The organism is Cupriavidus mimosae, from assembly GCF_023952485.1.
GTDB classification, from domain to species: Bacteria; Pseudomonadota; Gammaproteobacteria; order Burkholderiales; family Burkholderiaceae; genus Cupriavidus; species Cupriavidus taiwanensis_C.
The window spans coordinates 248562-265342 of record NZ_JALHRY010000010.1 but is presented as its reverse complement, the minus strand read 5'-3'; the positions used below and the strand labels follow the sequence as shown (position 1 = coordinate 265342).

General features: G+C 69.1%; 6 protein-coding genes. 2 read left to right on the top strand and 4 right to left on the bottom strand.

Features of this window, described 5'->3' with window-relative positions; all coding sequences use genetic code 11:
• Positions 1 to 38 precede the first annotated feature (38 nt).
• A complete protein-coding gene (oxlT, locus tag MKD50_RS19930) occupies positions 39 to 1361 on the bottom strand; it encodes an oxalate/formate MFS antiporter (protein ID WP_115700602.1) in 1323 nt (440 codons plus the stop codon).
• Positions 1362 to 2070: 709 nt separating this feature from the next.
• On the opposite strand from oxlT, the gene MKD50_RS19925 reads away from it, so the two are divergent.
• Positions 2071 to 2424 (top strand): hypothetical protein, encoded by a 354-nt coding sequence (locus MKD50_RS19925; RefSeq protein ID WP_240070682.1) that lies wholly within the window; start codon positions 2071 to 2073, stop codon positions 2422 to 2424.
• The gene (locus tag MKD50_RS19920) at positions 2406 to 3929 is read left to right on the top strand and encodes a Fic family protein (protein WP_252668369.1); all 1524 of its coding nucleotides are present in this window, start codon (positions 2406 to 2408) and stop codon (positions 3927 to 3929) included. Before MKD50_RS19925 ends, MKD50_RS19920 begins: the two co-directional genes overlap by 19 nt.
• Positions 3930 to 3949: 20 nt before the next feature.
• Here MKD50_RS19920 and MKD50_RS30710 read toward each other — a convergent pair whose 3' ends face one another.
• The 3 genes from MKD50_RS30710 to MKD50_RS19900 form a co-directional block, all read right to left on the bottom strand.
• Positions 3950 to 14626, bottom strand: a complete 10677-nt coding sequence (locus MKD50_RS30710) for an LWXIA domain-containing protein (RefSeq protein WP_305882079.1) — start codon at positions 14624 to 14626, stop codon at positions 3950 to 3952.
• Positions 14627 to 14810: 184 nt separating this feature from the next.
• Complete coding sequence (locus tag MKD50_RS19905; protein WP_115682471.1) at positions 14811 to 15614, bottom strand: putative hydro-lyase; 804 nt, start codon at positions 15612 to 15614, stop codon at positions 14811 to 14813.
• Positions 15615 to 15733: 119 nt separating this feature from the next.
• Positions 15734 to 16684: a LysR family transcriptional regulator gene (locus MKD50_RS19900; protein ID WP_252668367.1), complete on the bottom strand. Its 951-nt coding sequence runs from the start codon at positions 16682 to 16684 to the stop codon at positions 15734 to 15736.
• Between the last annotated feature and the right edge of the window lie 97 nt (positions 16685 to 16781).

Below are 16781 nucleotides of genomic sequence, written 5' to 3'. Positions count from 1 at the left end.
AGCCCTGCAATGACTGGCGTCGCCGCCGTCATCCCCGCTCAGGCCGGTACCTGCGATCCGGCTGCCGCCGCCTCCTTCGAGAACAGGCTTCTGGCGGTGGCAACGTGGCTCTTCAGCACCGGCCGCAGCACCATGATCGCCAGGAAGGCCGCGGTCAGGTCCATCGCGGCCACCGTGTAGAGCACGGTGGACCAGGTGCCGGTCGCTTCCATCATCAGGTTGCCGATCGGCACGAACAGCGCGCCGATGCCCTTGGCGGTGTAGAGCACGCCGTAGATCTTGCCGATGTGCTTGGTGCCGAAGGCGTCGCCGGCGAGCGCCGAGAACAGCGAGTAGACCTCGCCCCAGGCCAGGAACACCACGCCGGACAGGATCAGGAACGCGTACGGGTTGCTGCCGAAGTAGCCCAGCGCGATGATGCCCAGCCCTTCCAGCGTGAAGGCGATCACCATGGTCTTTTCGCGGCCGATATTGTCCGAGATCCAGCCGAACAGCGGGCGCGAGATCCCGTTCATGATCCGGTCCAGCATCAGCGCCAGCGGCAGCGCGGCCATCACGAAGAAGTGCAGGTCGACCTTGAACTCCTTCACGCCAAGGTCCTTGGCGATCACGCCCAGCTGCGCCACGGCCATCATGCCGCCGGTGACGACCAGCACGAACATGACCAGCATCAGCCAGAACAGCTTGGTGCACAGCGCTTCCTTGAGCGTGTAGTCGCGCGTGGCCTGGACCAGCTTGGCCGACGCCTTGACTTCATGCGATTTGGGCGAACGCAGGAACCACGCTGCGACGAAGGCGAGCGAACCCTGCAGCAGGCCAAAGAACAGGAAGGTGTGCTGGAAGCCCTGCGACTCGATCATCGCCGCGATCGGCAGGATGGTCGCCGCCGAGCCCGCGCCATAGCCGCCGGCGGTCAGGCCCACGGCCAGGCCGCGGCGGTCCGGGAACCACTTGAGGGCGTTGTTGATGCAGGTGGCGTAGATCGAGCCCACGCCCAGCCCGCCCACCGCCGCGCCGACGTAGAAGCCCATCAGCGTGGTCGCCTGCGAGTTGATGCACCAGGCCGCGCCGATGAACACCGCGCCGAACGCCACCATCATGCGTGGCCCGAACTTGTCGATAAAGTAGCCTTCGATCGGTGCCAGCCAGGTCTGCACCAGCACGAACACGGTAAACGCGACCTGGATGCTGGCGCGGGACCAGCCGTAGGTGTCCTGGATCTCCGGGACGAACAGGGTCCATGCGTACTGGATGTTGGCGGTGGCGATCATGCAGACCACCCCCACGATCAGCTGCATCCAGCGTGTGCCTTCCGGGACCTGGTGATTGACGCCCATCCCCATTGCCGATGGATTACTCATTGCGCGCTCCTTGAATAGATTGGCCATTAACTCGCGACAGGGCGGAGGAATATACGGTCGCGCTGCGCCTCAGCTTAGGGGTGGCTGCTGGCATTTCATGTCTCCTAATGTCATTGGCATTTTTGCCTCTTATCTCGACGCGACCTGAGGTCTCCGCCCTCACCTCTCTCTCAAACTTAGGAGCGGCGATGGGATACACAGTATGTGATATATCAACGAAGTCAAGCGAAAGCCGGGGCAGGGTTTTCACTGAATTAATGCGAGCCCTGGCTGGGCGCCGGATATTCACGACAAAATCGCATCAGAAGCTGTATGCAAAATCACGCCGCGGTGCCGGCTGATGGTCGCAATCCGTTTGCTGGAGCGGAAATCCGGCGCCCGCTCCGGGATCGATGAGTACTTTTTCTGAATCCACCGCGATTACAATGGCGCATTATCATTACAATATTGTCATGATGACAGCGGCGTCATGATTACAGAATTGTCATGATTATCTAGCCGCCACCCCAGGCGAATCAGGCTAAATGCCTTTTATCAATCTCGCGCCGACATAAAAAAAATGCCCGCAGGCGGACCTGGCGGGCTGAGGCATGGTGCGTGACATCGGCCGCAACATGTAGCTGCAGTTATAGGCGATAAATGACGCCGGTCAAATACCGGAAATGGATTTTACGCGGGTTAATCCACAAACTCAGAGAAAACCCTGAGCATGTCCTTCAGCCGCGCCGTCGATTATGTGGAAAACCCAGCCGATTATGACAAGCCTGTCATTTTGAATCGGCGCACCGAACCCGCGGCGTTGGCGCGGCGCTGGCTGCCGCATGTAGACGAAAACGTCAGCGCCGGTGCCTGGAATAGACAAAACAGCAAGCGCAGTAGAGCGCCTCGTAAAGCCGACCTGCTGGCTGACCGGCCTGCCCCGTTGTGCGCGTGCATCATAGATGGAATGGATGAAATCCTGGTCGAAGTAGATGTTTTGGTAAGCCCGGTAGAAGCTATGGTAAGCTCCGCGGGCATCTGTCCCAGCTTTCACCCGTTCCCTGCATGGCTCATGCACCACTAGGCTACGATGCCCTGATCCGCCAGTTCGGCCTGCGCGTGCCGCCCTTGCGTTGCACCTCCGCGCTGGGCGACAAGACCGGCGTGCTCAGCACGCATACCGGCCCGGACGGCACCACGCGCACGGTCTACCCGCGCAACCGCTACCGCGGCGGCGACACCACGGTGGACCACCTCACCTTTGCGCTGAGGAAGGAACAGCTCGACCTGACCGTGCTGGCGGCGCTGTTCGAGCAGCCGCAGGCGGTGCAGGATGTGCGCGCGTGGCTGGCGGCCATGCCGACCTCGCGCTATGCCCGGCTGAGCGCCTTCTATGCCAAATGGCTGGCCGGGGCGCAGTTCGATTACAAGCTGCCGGCCGGCGCGCCGCGGGTGCTGGCGCTGGATGAGGCGGACTACGTGACCGGCCCGTCAACGCCAGACCTGCAATTTGGCATCCAGAACAATCACCTCGGGCCGGCGGCATTCTGCCCGGTGGTGCGCCGTACCGAGAAGCTCGCGCGCTGGATTGCCGCCGACCTGCCCGGCCGCGTGGGCAGTGCCATCCGGCGCCTGGAGCCGGAGTTGCTGGCGCGCGCGGTGGATTATCTCTACCTGGCCGAGACCCGCTCCACGTATTCGATCGAGCATGAGATTCCCGATAACCAGCGCGTCGCCAAGTTCCGGCGGCTGCTGGAATATGCCGGCCAGCGCGCGCCGCTGACCGAAGCGCAGCTGTGCGAATGGCAGAACGAGATCATCTCGGGCCTGCGCGCCGAATACAGCTTCCGCGACCAGCAGAACTGGCTGTCGCGCGGCGGGCGGCTGCGCAATATTGCGGACTATATTCCGCCGCCACCGGCGCAGCTGGGCGCAATGATGGACGGCATTGCCGCGGTCGCGGCACTGGTCGAACACCACGCGGCAAACCCGATCGTGGTGGCGGCCTGCGTCTCGTTCGGCTTTGTCTTTGCGCACCCGTTCTATGACGGCAACGGCCGTCTGCATCGTTTCCTGATCCACCACCTGCTGCGCCAGGCAGGCGTCACGCCCGAGGGCGTGGTGCTGCCGGTGTCGGCGCGCATGCTCAAGCAGATCGACGTCTACGCCGGCCTGCTCAAGGCCTATTCCGGGCCGCGTACCGCGCTGCTCAATTACGCGCTGGATGCCGACAGCGACACCATCCTGATCAAGTCGCCGCAGCCCTACTGGCTCTATGCCTCGTTCGACGCCACCGCGCTGTGCGAATTCGTGTTCGAGTGCATCGAGCAATGCGTCGAGCAGGACCTGGCGCAGGAAATCCAGTACTTGCGCGCCTACGACGCCAGCGTGACCCGGCTCGAAAGCTGGCTCGACCTGCGCCAGTCGCGGCTGTCGAACCTGATCGACCTGATCGTGCAGAACCACGGCGAGCTGTCGCGGCGCAAGCGCAGGCTGTTCGAGGACATCACCGACGACGAGCTCGCCCGCATCGAAACGGTGGTGCGCGACGAGTTCGCGGACTACCTGGAGCACCACGGGAGCCGCTGAAGCGCGGCGCGCCAGCTGCCCTATCGCGTCACGTCCAGCTCCCAGCCTGGCTCCAGGTGGTCCGGGTTGTCGGCCAGCCGATAGCGCGGATTCAGGTTGATCAGTTCGCGCAGCGCGAAGTTGGCCACCTGCTGGTCCGGCGTCATCGCCTGCGCCCGGGCCTCGGCCTTCTGGCCGTCGGACAGCAGCGTGTCGAGATGCGCGCCGGCGATGCCCCATAGCGTGGAACCGGCGACGTCGTCCGGGCTGTAGGGCTGCACCCGTACCGATCCGGATGCGGGGCGCTCCCTCGGGGTCTCGCTGGGCGGTTCTGGCGGGGTCTCTTTCGGTGGCTCCTGCGGCGCCGCCGGCGGGGTCGAGGGGCCGCCGCTGGGCGTCGGCGCTGGCGTTGGCCGCGGCGCGCCCTTGTCCTCGTCCTTGAGCAGCTCCACCAGGATCTTGGCGCCGAAGTTGACGATCACGCCGCCGCCCAGCAGCACCAGCCCCTTGGGCATGGCGCGGCCGAAGAAATCCCATTTCTGCGCCAGCCATGGCGTGACCGGCTTGTCCACGGCGTCGGGATCGGCGGCCTTCGCCAGCCGGTTTTTCTCGGCATTGATCAGCTTCTGCTCGTTGCGCGACTGCAGGTGCGCACCGATGCCGAACACCGCCAGGCTGCCCGCCTCGATCGCGCCGACCACGCCGCCGGTATGGACCATGTCAGCCACGGCCAGCGGCACCGCGCCGACCGAATAGGCATTCATCACGAACTTGCGCAGCCTCGCACCCAGCAGCGCGGGCTGGGCCAGGCCGGTGTGATAGCCCGCACGGGCGGCAAAGTTGGCCGTGCTCAGCACCGAATTGGCCGCCAGGAACACCGCGCTGCTGTAGGTCAGCGGCTCGCCGATCTGGGTCACGCCGTGCTCGCCGAACCACAGCATGGTGTTGCCGTTGTTGATCGCCAGCGTGGTCAGCTGCAGCGCGTCGTTGACCTGGCCGGCCCGGGTATCGGGCGTCAGCAGCGAGGCGCCGATGGTGCCGATCACCGCCTGCGCCTCGCGGATCTTGTCCGCGGCCTCGGGCAGGTCCTTCTTGTCGGCGTGGTGGGCGTAGGCATCGAGCTGGTCCAGCGCCCTGGCAAATTTCTGCTGGTTCGCATCGTTGATGCCCCACACCGCGGTGCCGGGCTTCTCGGTCAACGCGCGGCGCAGCCAGGCGATATCGGCCGGCGTGTGCGTCCCGGCGCGCCGGATCACCTTGCTGGCATGCACGGTGCGCCCCATCGCCACGCTGCCGCGGTAGATGAAGCAGCCGGCGCTGGTCAGCACCAGGTTGGCACCGGTCTGCGCCGAGATCGCCGCGGCGCCGGAGGCAGCGGCGAAGGTGCCGGCCGCCGATACCGCCAGCGCGGTGCGCACCTTCCACGGCCGCGGGCCATTGCTGCCGGGCGGCGGCGCGTTACCGGCCGGGCCGTGCGAGATGGTGGCGCGCACCACTGCGCCCTCGCCGCCCTCGCGGCTCTGAGTGCCGTCGCCACCCCGGGCACGCGCTGCCTGCTGCATCCGGTCCAGCATGCGGTACACCGCGCTCCCTTGCGACGCATCCGAGCCGGTCTCGACATGGGTCAGGTCGGCCACCTTGACCGTACCGTCCGGGAACAGCGCGAACTCCACGTCGCCCAGGTGCAGGCTGCGCGTCTTCATGGTGTCGACCAGCGCGGCGATATCGTGCGCCGAGCGGTCGTTGAGCAAGGCGGCATGCTGCGGCCGCAACTGGCCGGCGGCGTCGAACAGGTCCTTGGTGCTGGCCGCGTAGCGTTCGTAGCCGATGGCCGGGCGCCCGAACGCCTCGAACGACGCAGGCCCGAAGCTGCGCACGGTTTTGAGCCCGTGCGTGCCGGCGGCCTCGGCCATGGCGGCGCGCTCGCCGTGCACCATGTCGCCGAGCCAGGCCTCGTTGGCAATGCCAACCGCCAGGTCCTTGCCGAGCGCGAACACGGTCTTGGCGCCGCCGCTGCCCAGCCGTGGGCCGAGGTAGGTTTCCAGCTGCACCCGTTCGCGGGTGCCATCGGGCCGGCGCAGGAACACGTTGCCGTGGTGGTCGATCTTGAAGCTGTGGCCGGCGTAGGGATCGGGCTGCGGCGACAGGCGGCGCCAGCGGCCCGGCTGCGCCAGGTCGATCTGGCTCCTGGCCGGGTCCTGCGCGTAGGCGCCGCGGCGCAGCGCGAACTCCGGCACCAGCACCTCGGTGCCCATCACGTCGGCCACCTGCTGCGCCAGCATGCGTCCCTGCGGCGCATGCGCGCCGTCCAGCGCCAGCACGATGGGCTGGCCCGGCTCCCAGTCATGCGCCAGCTGGAAAGCGAGCTCGTGGGCGCCGACGCCCTCGCCCCCCTCGCCGCGCAGCCCGCCCTCGGGGCGCACGGCGCCGACCACCACCAGGTGGTCCCTGGGCGCGTTGACGCGCACCGCCGGTTCGCCCAGCGCCAGTTCGGCCCAGCGGTCCGGCGCCTGCCGCCAGCTGGCCGGCACCGGATCACCCGCGGCGCGCGCGCCATGCTGGCGCACCGGCTTGCCGCCGCCGGTGACCGCCACCACCGGCAGCGCCGGCATGGCGCCGTGGAAACGACCACCGTCCTGCACATGCACCGGGGCACCCGAAGCGGCCATGGTGGCGGGGTCGGCGGCCACGCGCAGGCGTGCGCCATAGGCCAGGTCGCTGCCCGGCGCGCGGAATGCTTCCACGTCGAGCCGGCCGTCGGCGCCGTAGACGCGCGCGTTCAGGCCGGTGGCCAGTTCCTGCACCAGCGACACCGCGCCGTCCTGCCCGTAGCAGCCGTACAGCACCACCGGCATGCCTTCCTGGTAATCCGGATGCGCGCGGATGCGGTCGATCACCGCCGGCGCATCGAGCAACGGCTGCCCTCCATCGACGCGGCCGCGCCCGGCCCGCATCGCGATACCGCCGAACAGCCCCTCGGCGCGCACGGTGAAGTGCCCGGGAATCTGCGGTACCGACACCGCCACCGCCTCGTCGCCAAAGGTTTTCTGCCCGGCCTGCTGCGCCAGGTCCAGGTCCGCGCGCCCGCGCGGAAACTGCTCCAACCGGGCCAGCACGTCGATGCGGCGGCCGTCCTGCTGGCGCACCAGCGGCTGGCCGGCGCGGAAGTCGTCGGGCAGCGCGGCGCGGATCTCGCCGTGGTAATCCGGATTCAGCGCAAACCCGTCCGCATGCGGCTGGTGCCCGCGCAGCGACAGCGGTACGGTGCCGATCACGCTGCGCGCGTCGACCGCGCCGTGCCGCGCCGCCTCGCGCTGCGAAACGATGGCGATGCGGAAGTTGCCGCCCGCCTGCAGCGCGGGGCCAAGGTCGCGCATGGCCTGCTGCAGCGACAGGAACGATGCTTCCGGCAGCCCCGCGCGCAGCGGCACCGACAGCCCATCGCCATGGGTCACCACGTAGTGCACGCCGGCCAGGCGCCCGCCGGAGGCATGGATGCCGTCGACCGTGGCCTCGATCGCGCCGCGACTTGGCGCGCCGTCGCGCACCGACCAGCTGCCGTCGCGGATCTCCGGCCGCGCCGCGGGCATCGCCGCCGGCTGGCGGCCCCCGTCGTCGGGGCGGCTTGCGGAAGCAGCCTTGCGCGGCAGCTGCCCGCCGTGCGCGACCACCGCTTCGGCGGCGTCGGCCAGCGGCGTGCGCGCCAGCGCCGGCCCGCCCGGCAGCGGTGCGCGCGCGGCACCCGGTGCGCGCGGCTCGCCGCCGGCGGCAGCACGTCCGTACAGCGTGATCACCGCCTGGTGCACCTCGGTCGAGAAGCCATCCACCGTTGCCACCCGCTCGCGCGAGACGCCGTCGACGGCGCCGGCATCGGCCGCGGCCTGCAGCACGCGGCCCAGTTCCTCGGGGCTCTGGAAGCGCTCCGCCATATTGCCCCGGCGCAGCAGCAGCGCCGACACCGCGTACGCGCCCCAGTTAGACACGCTGGCGGTGACCACATGGTCCACCGGCACCACCGCGGCGATATCGCTGCCGTCGAGCGCGCGCGGGATCAGCCCGCCGACGCCGCCCATGCCGGCCTCGTTGCCGCCGTCGCCCACGCCCAGGGTCTCGATGCCGTCGATGGCGTTGGCTTCCAGCACGAGCTGGTCCAGCGCCGGGTTGAAATCGTCGATGCCGATGCCGCGCATGTTGTGCTTGGTGCCGCGGGCGCTGCGCGATGGCAGCTCGATTGCCATCACACGGTCGGGGCCGATCTCGCGCAACAGCGCGCGCGCCGGTTCGGCCGCGCTGGCAATCGGTTCGTCGAACACGCGGATATTGTCCAGCGGCTCGCCCATCTCGCGCAGGATGCCTTCCAGGATCGGCCGGTTGGCCGAATCCACCACGTAGGTCACCTGCTTGCCGCGCAGCCGCAGCGCGCGGCCCAGTTCCGCGGTGCCCGGGGGCCCGTCGGTTTCCGGCATGTCCTTGGCCACCGAGAAGCCGGTCACCAGCATCACGTTGCTGGCATCTTCCAGCGACGACGCCGCGCGCTCGGCGCCGCCCGGCATGTAGAACTCGCGCAGGCCGCGGCCGATGTAGTTGAAGCTGACGCGGTCGACCGGCGACAGGTGGCGCCCGCCGTCGACCAGCGCCAGCGCTGGCGACACATCGGCGGCCTCGCCGAAGGCGGTCTTGAACACGCGGATGTCGGGGCGCCGCCCCATCGCGTGCGCCAGGCCGGACACCCGTGACGGCTGGCCGGTGGTGAAGACGATGGTCGGCAGGGTTTTGTCGTCGGGCACCGCCGACGGGTCCAGCGGCTGCTCCAGCAGTGCGCCGCGGTCGATCAGGCCCTGGTCGACCAGCATCTCCACGCCCTTGCGCGCCTGGTACTGCATCGGGTCGATCAGCCTGACGTCACTGCGGCCGATGGCATCGAGCTGCTGGCGCACCAGCGTCTCCAGCGCGGGATAGTGGGTGCAGCAGAACCACAAGGAGGTGGCGTCGGCCGGGATCTGCTCGGCGTTGATGTACTTGGCCACCAGCCCCTTGAGCTGTTCCAGCTGCTTGCCGTCGGCCAGGTGCATCAGGTTGTTGACTGCATCGGCCCACTCGGTCGCGCCGATTTCCTTGACCGTGACGCTGCCGCCGCTGGCCTCGGCCACCGCTTCCAGGTAGGCGTGCAGCTTGACCGTGCCGGGCGTGGCCACCACCACCGGCCGCGCGCCGCCCTCCGTAACGATCTTGGGCGCGGTCTGCATGATCAGGTTGACCACCTTGGCCTGGTGGGTGCCGGCCAGCGCCTCGGGAAACGCCGTGCAGGCGGTGTTGCAGGCAAACAGGTCGACCGCGCCCCTGGCCTTCTGCGCCGCGACCACGCCGGCATGGACCAGGTTCACCAGGTCACCGCGCTCGCGCCCGCCGTAGGTGCCGGCGGCATGGTCGGTAAAGGCCACCACCTGCACCGCCTTGCCGGTCATGGCATAGGTATGGCGCGCGATGTTCTGCGCGGCCAGCAGGCCGCCGTTGCTGGAATCGAAGGCGGTGATGACGATCGCATCGTCCTGCACGCGGATGCCGAAGTCGGCCGGGTCGATGCCTTCGGGCAGGAAGCGCCGCTGGATGCCCTCGAACAGCTGCGCCATGTCCAGGCCCGCGGGCAGGCGCTCGGACGCCTTCTGCAGCAGCTCGTAGACACCCTTCTGCACGGTCTTGTCGTAGCCGCGCACGCTGGTGGCGCCGACCTCCAGCGTGACGCCGTCGCGCGCCTTGTGGCGTGCCATGGTGTCGAGCAGCGCGCCCACGGTTTCCACGCTCGGCATGCCCCCGTCCCGGCCCAGCGCGCGCTGCACGCCGAAGCCGATCGCCTGCGCCGCCAGGTTGGAATTCATGCCCGTCACCAGGTGGTCGGCGCCGACGTCGGACCAGCTGTCGGCCAGCTGTTCGGTCACCGCCATGTCGCGCAGCAGGCGGTCGCGCGCGGCGCGCATGCCGGCCTCGTTGCCGTGGTCGCCCACGGCAATGGTGACCATGTCGGCGATGTCGTTGGCGTCGATCAGCAACTGGTCGAGCATGGCGTTGCCGCGCACCCGCTCGCCGTTCTGCAGCCGGTATTCGTTGTTGGTGTTGCGCCCGGCCACCTCTACCGCCACCACCGCCTGCGGCTTGTGCATCGCCAGCAGCGCGCGCGACTGGCGCCCGGCGCTGGCAAAATCCCGTGCCGAGAAGGTCTCGACGCGCGCATTGGGCTGGTTCAGGTCCTGGCGCAGCATCTTGCGCAGCGTGCGCGCATGGGCGCGGTCGGTGACATAGACCACGTCCTTGCCCAGCGAGGCCAGGTAGGCGCCCAGCGAGGCCGCGCCAACCGGGCCGTTGGTCTCGGCGCGGCCATGGGCGGTCAGCGGGCCGGTGACGATCATTACCGAGTCCAGGTCCGCCAGCGCGCGCGCGGCCATCTCGGCGCCGTAGGGCACGCCGATGTTCTCCATGCTGCCGTCGATCCACAGCACGTTGTCCAGCGGCGAGATCGCGTTCTGCCGCAGCGACATGCGCGCGGGCGCTTCGGGCCCGTCGGCATGCGCCACCGCCGCGGGGCCGTGGCTCACCGTGCGGCGCTGCACGCCGGCCTCGCCCTCGCCCATGGAGTGGCGCGGGGCGCGCGCCAGCGCCGGCGTGCCGTGCGTGCCACGGCGGCGCGAGGCCGGCACCGGCGCGTCGGTGCGGCCGCCGCCGCGCTCGCCCGACGGGTTGCGCGCGGCGGATTCCGTCACGTAGCGCGCCATGGCGCGGCTCATGGCGCGGTCCATCATGCCGTGGATCACGCGTTCCTGCAGCATCGCGCCGCGCGTGACCGCCATGTCGAAGGCCGCGGCGGTGCTGAGCCTGGCCGATTGCCAGGGCGTAAGGCGGTGCGGGGTGCGCAGGTCGCGCGCCGGCGTGGCAGCGCCGTCGGTGGCCGGCCGGGCGCCGTTGCTGCGCGCCGGCGTCGCGGGCCTGGCCGCGCCCGGGGCGGGTTCACCGTCGGCCTGCCTGCCGGAGCGGCCGGACTGGCCGTCGGCATCGGTGCGCGCGAGCGGCTGGCCCTCGGCGTCGCGGCCGGCCGGGCCCCGGCGCGTGGTCGGCCGCGTCGCGGCGGGCACGCCATCGCCGTCGCGGAACGCGCCCAGCGCTTCCGGTGCCACGCCACGCGCCGGTCCGCCGATGCCGGCCGGATCGCCCGCGCCGCGCCCGCGCATGGTCTGGTAGCCGTCGCGCACCGACTCGCCGATGCGCTTCTGCACCGCCATCGGCAGCATCTGCGTGGCGCCCATCAGCAGCATGGCGCCGTTCTGCAGCTTCTCCGACACGCTCATCTCGCTGCCATGCTCGGCGAACATGGCGGCCTGCTGCAGCGTCTGCACGCCACCGATGCCGAAGCCCACGCCATTGAGCACGCGGCTGGCGCTGCCGTAGTGGCCGGCGCTGTGGGTCAGCATGCCGCCCGCCATCTGGCGCAGCGGGTTGGTGCCGCCGGCCAGCCGGGTGCCGGCGTTCATCGCCAGCGCGCCGGTCTTGGCCAGGCCCATGCCACCCATGCCGGCCAGCGAGCCGGCGACGTTGAGCCACTGCGCCATCGCTTCCTGGCTGGCGAAGGGATTGACCGAGCGGCCATGGTCCGAGATATTGTCCAGCGCGGCCCACGAGGTGCCGACGCCGTAGCCCATGCTGCCCACCATGCCAACCCAAGCCGCGGCCACCAGCGGCGTCAGCGTGCCGCCCGAGGCCACCGCCAGCACCCCGCCCGCGACCGCGCCGACGGCGGCCACGCCGAGGTTGACCCAGCCCCACACCTTCTCGCTGGTGGTGACGATATGGGCGTCCATCGCGGCGTAGTCGACGTGGCCGTCACGGCCAAGATCCAGGTTTTCGGCGAAGTAGACCGTGCCCTTGTCGGAGAGCAGGTTGTTTTCCTGGAAATCGCGCTTTGCGTCCAGCTCCTCCTTGCCGTAGACCGCGCCCTGGTCGTCCACCCACAGGGTCTTGCCGTCCTTGCCCTCGAACTCGAACACCGCGGTCTGGTACGGCACCCCGCCGGGGCCGGCCACGTACATCGGGATGGCCCTGACGGTGGTACCCGGCTTCGCATCGTCGGCGATCTGTTCTCGGATCGCGCTGGCGTCGCCCTGCGGCGCGCCCAGCGCAATGGCTTCGGACAGCCCCTTCTCGTCCGAGGCCTTGGCGCTGAGCTCTTCCTTGCGCATCGCCAGGCTGTCGAAGGTCTGCCGCAGGATCTCGTCCTTGTCGAGCTCGAAACGCTGGTTGGCTTCCTTCGCCTCGTCGGTGCCGGCGTAGTCCTCGCTGCCGCGCTGCACCGCGTTGCGCAGGTAGACGTCGGACATCACCGGCGCCTCCTTGCTCGATTTCAGCGACTGCTCGAAAGCGGCCGACAGGCCGATGTGGCCCTTGGCGGCGGCGTCCTGGGCCCCGCCGTAGATGCGTCCCTGGCGCGACGAGCCGCCCTGGTTCATCATCATCAGCATGCTGACCTCGTTGTCGCGGTCGGTCAGCCAGCTGGCCGTGCTGGTCGCGGCGGGGGCCGTGCCGGCCTGGGCCTGCGGATTGCGCGCGTAATACCCGGCATCGGCCGCATCGACCACCGCCGACAGGCCATGATAGAAGTCGTCCCAGTCGTTGTAGCCCGGCGACTGGCTGTTGTTGCGCCCGGTCCAGTCGTTGCTGTACTCGGTCTTCACCGTATCGAGCAGCGTGCCGGCGTCTTCCTCGATCAGGTGCGGTGCCACTTCCTGCAGGTAGACACCGACCTTGTCGGCATACATCTTCTCCTGGCCGATGATGGGCCGACCCTGGTCGTCGTGGGTCTTGTTCTTCAGGTCCTGGTCCATCGACGCTTCGATCTGCGCCTTGAACAGGTCGCCGCTGAAGCGGTCGTTGTGCACGTCGACGTAGAGCTGCCGCTCCTCGGGCGTCTGCGCGGCATCGGCGCCGGCCTTGCGCATCTGCAGCGCGCCGGTGACGTCGCCACGGTCCAGCTTCTGCGCGATGCCGCGGGTCATGGCGTCCACGCGCAGCGGCACCGAGCCCTCCATGAAGCCGAGCATCCGGTTCAGGCCGCTGGCGGCCTGGTCACGTTGCGCCTGGCTCAGCCTGGGGTCTTCGCTGCGCGCCTTGAGCTGCTCGACGGTGTAGCCGAGCAGGCCTTTCTCGGCGACGCCCTTGTCGTAGGCGATCCGGGCCGGATCGGTGGCGGGCAGCTCGGGGGCCGGCACCAGGCTGTCCGCGCCCAGCGCCTTGTACATGACGTAGCCAGCCGGGTTGTGTTCCATCAGCGCGCGCTCGGCCTGCGGCAGGTCGCGCGGCGTGGCGGAGTTGGGATCGGTCTTGGCCTGGGGATCCAGCGTCAGCCCCTGCGCCTGCGCCATCGCCAGCGTGGTGGGGTCGTTCTGCGCCAGCTTGCGCTCGAACTCGGTGGACGGCGTCAGGTGCTCCATCTCGCCGGCGATGCGGCCGCGCAGGTCGATCCGGTCGATCAGCTGGCCCATGCCGCCGTCGGTGCCGTAGCGTGCCTTCAGATCCTGCACCGCCTGCTGGCGATAGCTGTCCGGCACCTTGACGCCCTGGCCCGATGCCAGCGCCTGCAGCTGCGCGTCGGCGTCGCCGACCTTGCCGTTGGCCAGGGTCAGGTCGTACGAGCGGTCCGCCATCGAGAGGGTGCGGTCGTGCGGCTCGTTGCGCAGATCCTTCAGCGCCTGGTCGGCGCCCTGCTTGTAGCCGTTCGCCGCAATCGTGTCGATCTCTTTCTGCATGGCGGCGAGGAAGGTATCCTCGGCCTTTACCCGTTCCTGCTGTGCTTGCTCGTGGGCGTCGCGCGCGGCCACCAGCTGGTCGTCGGCCTCGAGCTCGAAGCGCCGGATGCCGCCCGGAATCTTCAGGTACGCGGCCTGTTCCTCGTCGACCCTGGTGGCGGCCTGCTGCTCTTTTTCCTGCGCCAGCACCACGTTGAAGCGCGCGCCCTGGGTGTCGCGCGCCGCCTGGGTGCTCTCGTTCTTCAGGAATTGCGTCTTGGTCTCTTCGATATTCAGCGCGACGTTGGGATCGTCATAGCGCTTGCGGATCTCCTCGGCCTTGGCCTCGACCGCGGCCTTGACATCCCCGCCGGTGGCCGCGGCGTTGTTGGCGGCCACGCGCAGCTCGTTCTGCGCGCCGCCCATCACGTTGCCGTACTTCAGGCCCAGCGGCTGCCACTGCTTGTCGGTCATGGCGCGGCCGTCGAGGTCGGCCACCACCTTGTCATAGGCGTCCTGCGCTTGCTGCTGCCAGCCATCGGTCAGCGCCTTCGCATCGTTTTCCTTCTTCTTGCGCGCTTCCTCGGCGGGGTCGGTCTTGGGCTTCTCGGGCGCCGGCGCATCGACCTGCGTCGCCTTGGGCGACTGTGCGCCGGGGGCGTTGGCGGTGTAGAGCGCCGGCGTCACCACCACCGCCTGCGGCTTGTCGGGCTGGTCCGCGGGCCTGGCCTGCTGATTTTGCTGGGTTTGTTGCGACTGTTGCGCCTGCTGCGTGTTCTGGGTGTCTTGCTGGCGCTGGGTCTCGCGCGCCTCGGCGGCGCGCTGGGCGCGTTCGGCGGCTTCGCGGGCGGCGCGTTCGGCCGCCTCGCGCGCGGCTTCGGCGGCGGCGCGGGCCGCGGCCTCGGCGGCCGCGCGCGCGGCAGCCCGGATGGCATCCATGAAATCCAGCATGACGCAAGTCTCCTGGCGACGCCGGCGCGTGCCGGCAGGTCAGACGGTTGCCGATGCCCTGGCACGCGGCCGCGGCCACGCGCCAGCAGCGGGCAAGCCGCGGGCATCATGCGCGCCGATTCTGCGCGCGTCTGCGGCGCAGGCCAACTATGGGAATTCGTAGGGCCTGCGCGGGGCAGGTTGGCTACAGGCGGTTGTTGTCCAGGTCGGTCACCAGCATGCAGCCGGGCGCATGGGTGATGCAGATCTCGGGCCGCGCCTCGCGGATCACCGCCTGGGGCGTGACCCCGCAGGCCCAGAACACCGGGATTTCATCGGCGTCGAGCGGCACCGCGTCGCCGTAGTCGGGCGATTCGATATCCTCGATGCCGATCAGCCGCGGGTCGCCGATATGCACGGGCGCGCCGTGCACGTCGGGGTAGCGCGCGGTGATCTCGGTGGCCAGGATCGCATCGGCGGCCTTGAGCGGGCGCATCGACACCACCAGCTTGCCCGACAGCCGGCCGGCCGGGCGGGTCTCGATGGCGGTGCGGTACATGGCGACGTTGCGGCCCAGGTTGATATGCTTGAGCGGCACGTTGGCCGCCAGCAACGCCTGCTCGAACGAGAATGAGCAGCCGATGGCAAAGGCGACGAAGTCGTCGCGCCACAGCTCGGTGATGCCGGTGGTCTCGTGGTAGGCGCTGCCGTTGCGATAGACCCGGTACATCGGCACGTCGGTGCGGATGTCGACGTCGCGCCCGAGGTTGCGGAACACCGGGTCGCCCGGGTCGGTCACGTCGATCAGCGGGCAGGCCTTGCGGTTGAGCGCGCAGAACTGCAGGAAATCATAGGCCCAGTCGCGCGTCAGGATCACGATATTGGCCTGCACGTGGCCGCGCGCCAGGCCGCTGGTATGGCCGTGGTAGCGGCCCGCGCGGATCAGCTGGCGCAATGCGGCGGGGTCTTCGGGCAGGAGCGAGGCGGCGTGCTGGAGCGGCTGGTTCATGGTCGGCAGGCAGGCGCCGGGCGGCGCGCAAAGTCGGGTTGACCTGCCGATTCTGGGCGCCCGCCGGCGCCGGCGTCCAACAAATCTTTCGGATCGAGCGCGATAAAGGAATCCGATGACTACGAGCCCGCGTGGGGCCCCGCGGCTTGCGGCTGCGCCGCCACCGCCATGTCTTCGCCCACCTCGGCACAGAACTCCGCCACCACGCCGGTGGCCAGCCCGACGATCGACTCGTTGACCTCCAGCCCCGCGCCGATGCGCCACGAGGCGACGATGTCGAGCGCGGGCGGATGGTTCTCCACGTCCACCACCGACAGCGTGCCGTCGGCCAGCTCCTTGCGCACCAGTGCCGGCGGCACCGCGCCGATGCCGAAGCCGTCGCCGATCAGCCGGGTCATCGCCGCCACCGAGTTCACGCAGTTGATGCGCGGCGAGGCCACGCCGTTCAGGTGGAACAGGCTCAGGATGTCCTGGTGCGGGCGCGAGTTCTTGACGAAGGTGATGACGCGTTCGGCGGCGAGCTGCTCGAGCGAGGCATAGGGCCGGTCGCAGGCGGAGCCGGTGGCGACGATCCAGCGGATCGGGTAGCGCGCCAGTTCGATATTGCGCACCGTCTCCAGCCGCAGCAGGTCGGTCTGGAAGATCACGTCGAGATAGCCCTTCTGCAGCTGGTCGCACAGGTTCAGTGCGGCGTCGGCGGTCAGTTCGATCTCCAGCGCCGGGTAGGCCTGCATCGCGCGCTTGACCACGGTCGAGAGCCAGGTATGGATCACGGAATCCATCGCGCCGATGCGCACCCGCCCAGCGATGGCGCGCGAACGGTCCAGCGACTGGCGCATATGGTGCATGGTGTTCACCATCTTCTCGGCATACTCCAGCACGCGCTGGCCTTCCGGCGTCAGCGTGACGCCGCGCGAATCGCGCAGGAACAGCTTGACCCCCAGGTCTTCCTCCAGCACGGCGATGCGGCTGGAGATCGAGGCCTGCGTGCTGAACAGCTTCTCCGCGGTCAGGCGGAAGCTGCGCAGGCGTGCCACCCAGACGAAGGTTTCGAGAAAGCGCAGGTTCATGGGCGATGGGAGGCGGGACAATCGCTGCGGCGGCGCATCAGGACAGAATCCAAGCCACAGAATCTACGCGATGGCACGGAGGCAAACAAGCGTTTGA

What these genes read in the sequence shown, in the direction of transcription:
- MKD50_RS19900 (WP_252668367.1), bottom strand. Translation starts at nt 16,684, where the DNA reads ATGAACCTGCGCTTTCTCGAAACCTTCGTCTGGGTGGCACGCCTGCGC.
- MKD50_RS19925 (WP_240070682.1), top strand. Translation starts at nt 2,071, where the DNA reads ATGTCCTTCAGCCGCGCCGTCGATTATGTGGAAAACCCAGCCGATTAT.
- MKD50_RS30710 (WP_305882079.1), bottom strand. Translation starts at nt 14,626, where the DNA reads ATGCTGGATTTCATGGATGCCATCCGGGCTGCCGCGCGCGCGGCCGCC.
- oxlT (WP_115700602.1), bottom strand. Translation starts at nt 1,361, where the DNA reads ATGAGTAATCCATCGGCAATGGGGATGGGCGTCAATCACCAGGTCCCG.
- MKD50_RS19920 (WP_252668369.1), top strand. Translation starts at nt 2,406, where the DNA reads ATGGCTCATGCACCACTAGGCTACGATGCCCTGATCCGCCAGTTCGGC.
- MKD50_RS19905 (WP_115682471.1), bottom strand. Translation starts at nt 15,614, where the DNA reads ATGAACCAGCCGCTCCAGCACGCCGCCTCGCTCCTGCCCGAAGACCCC.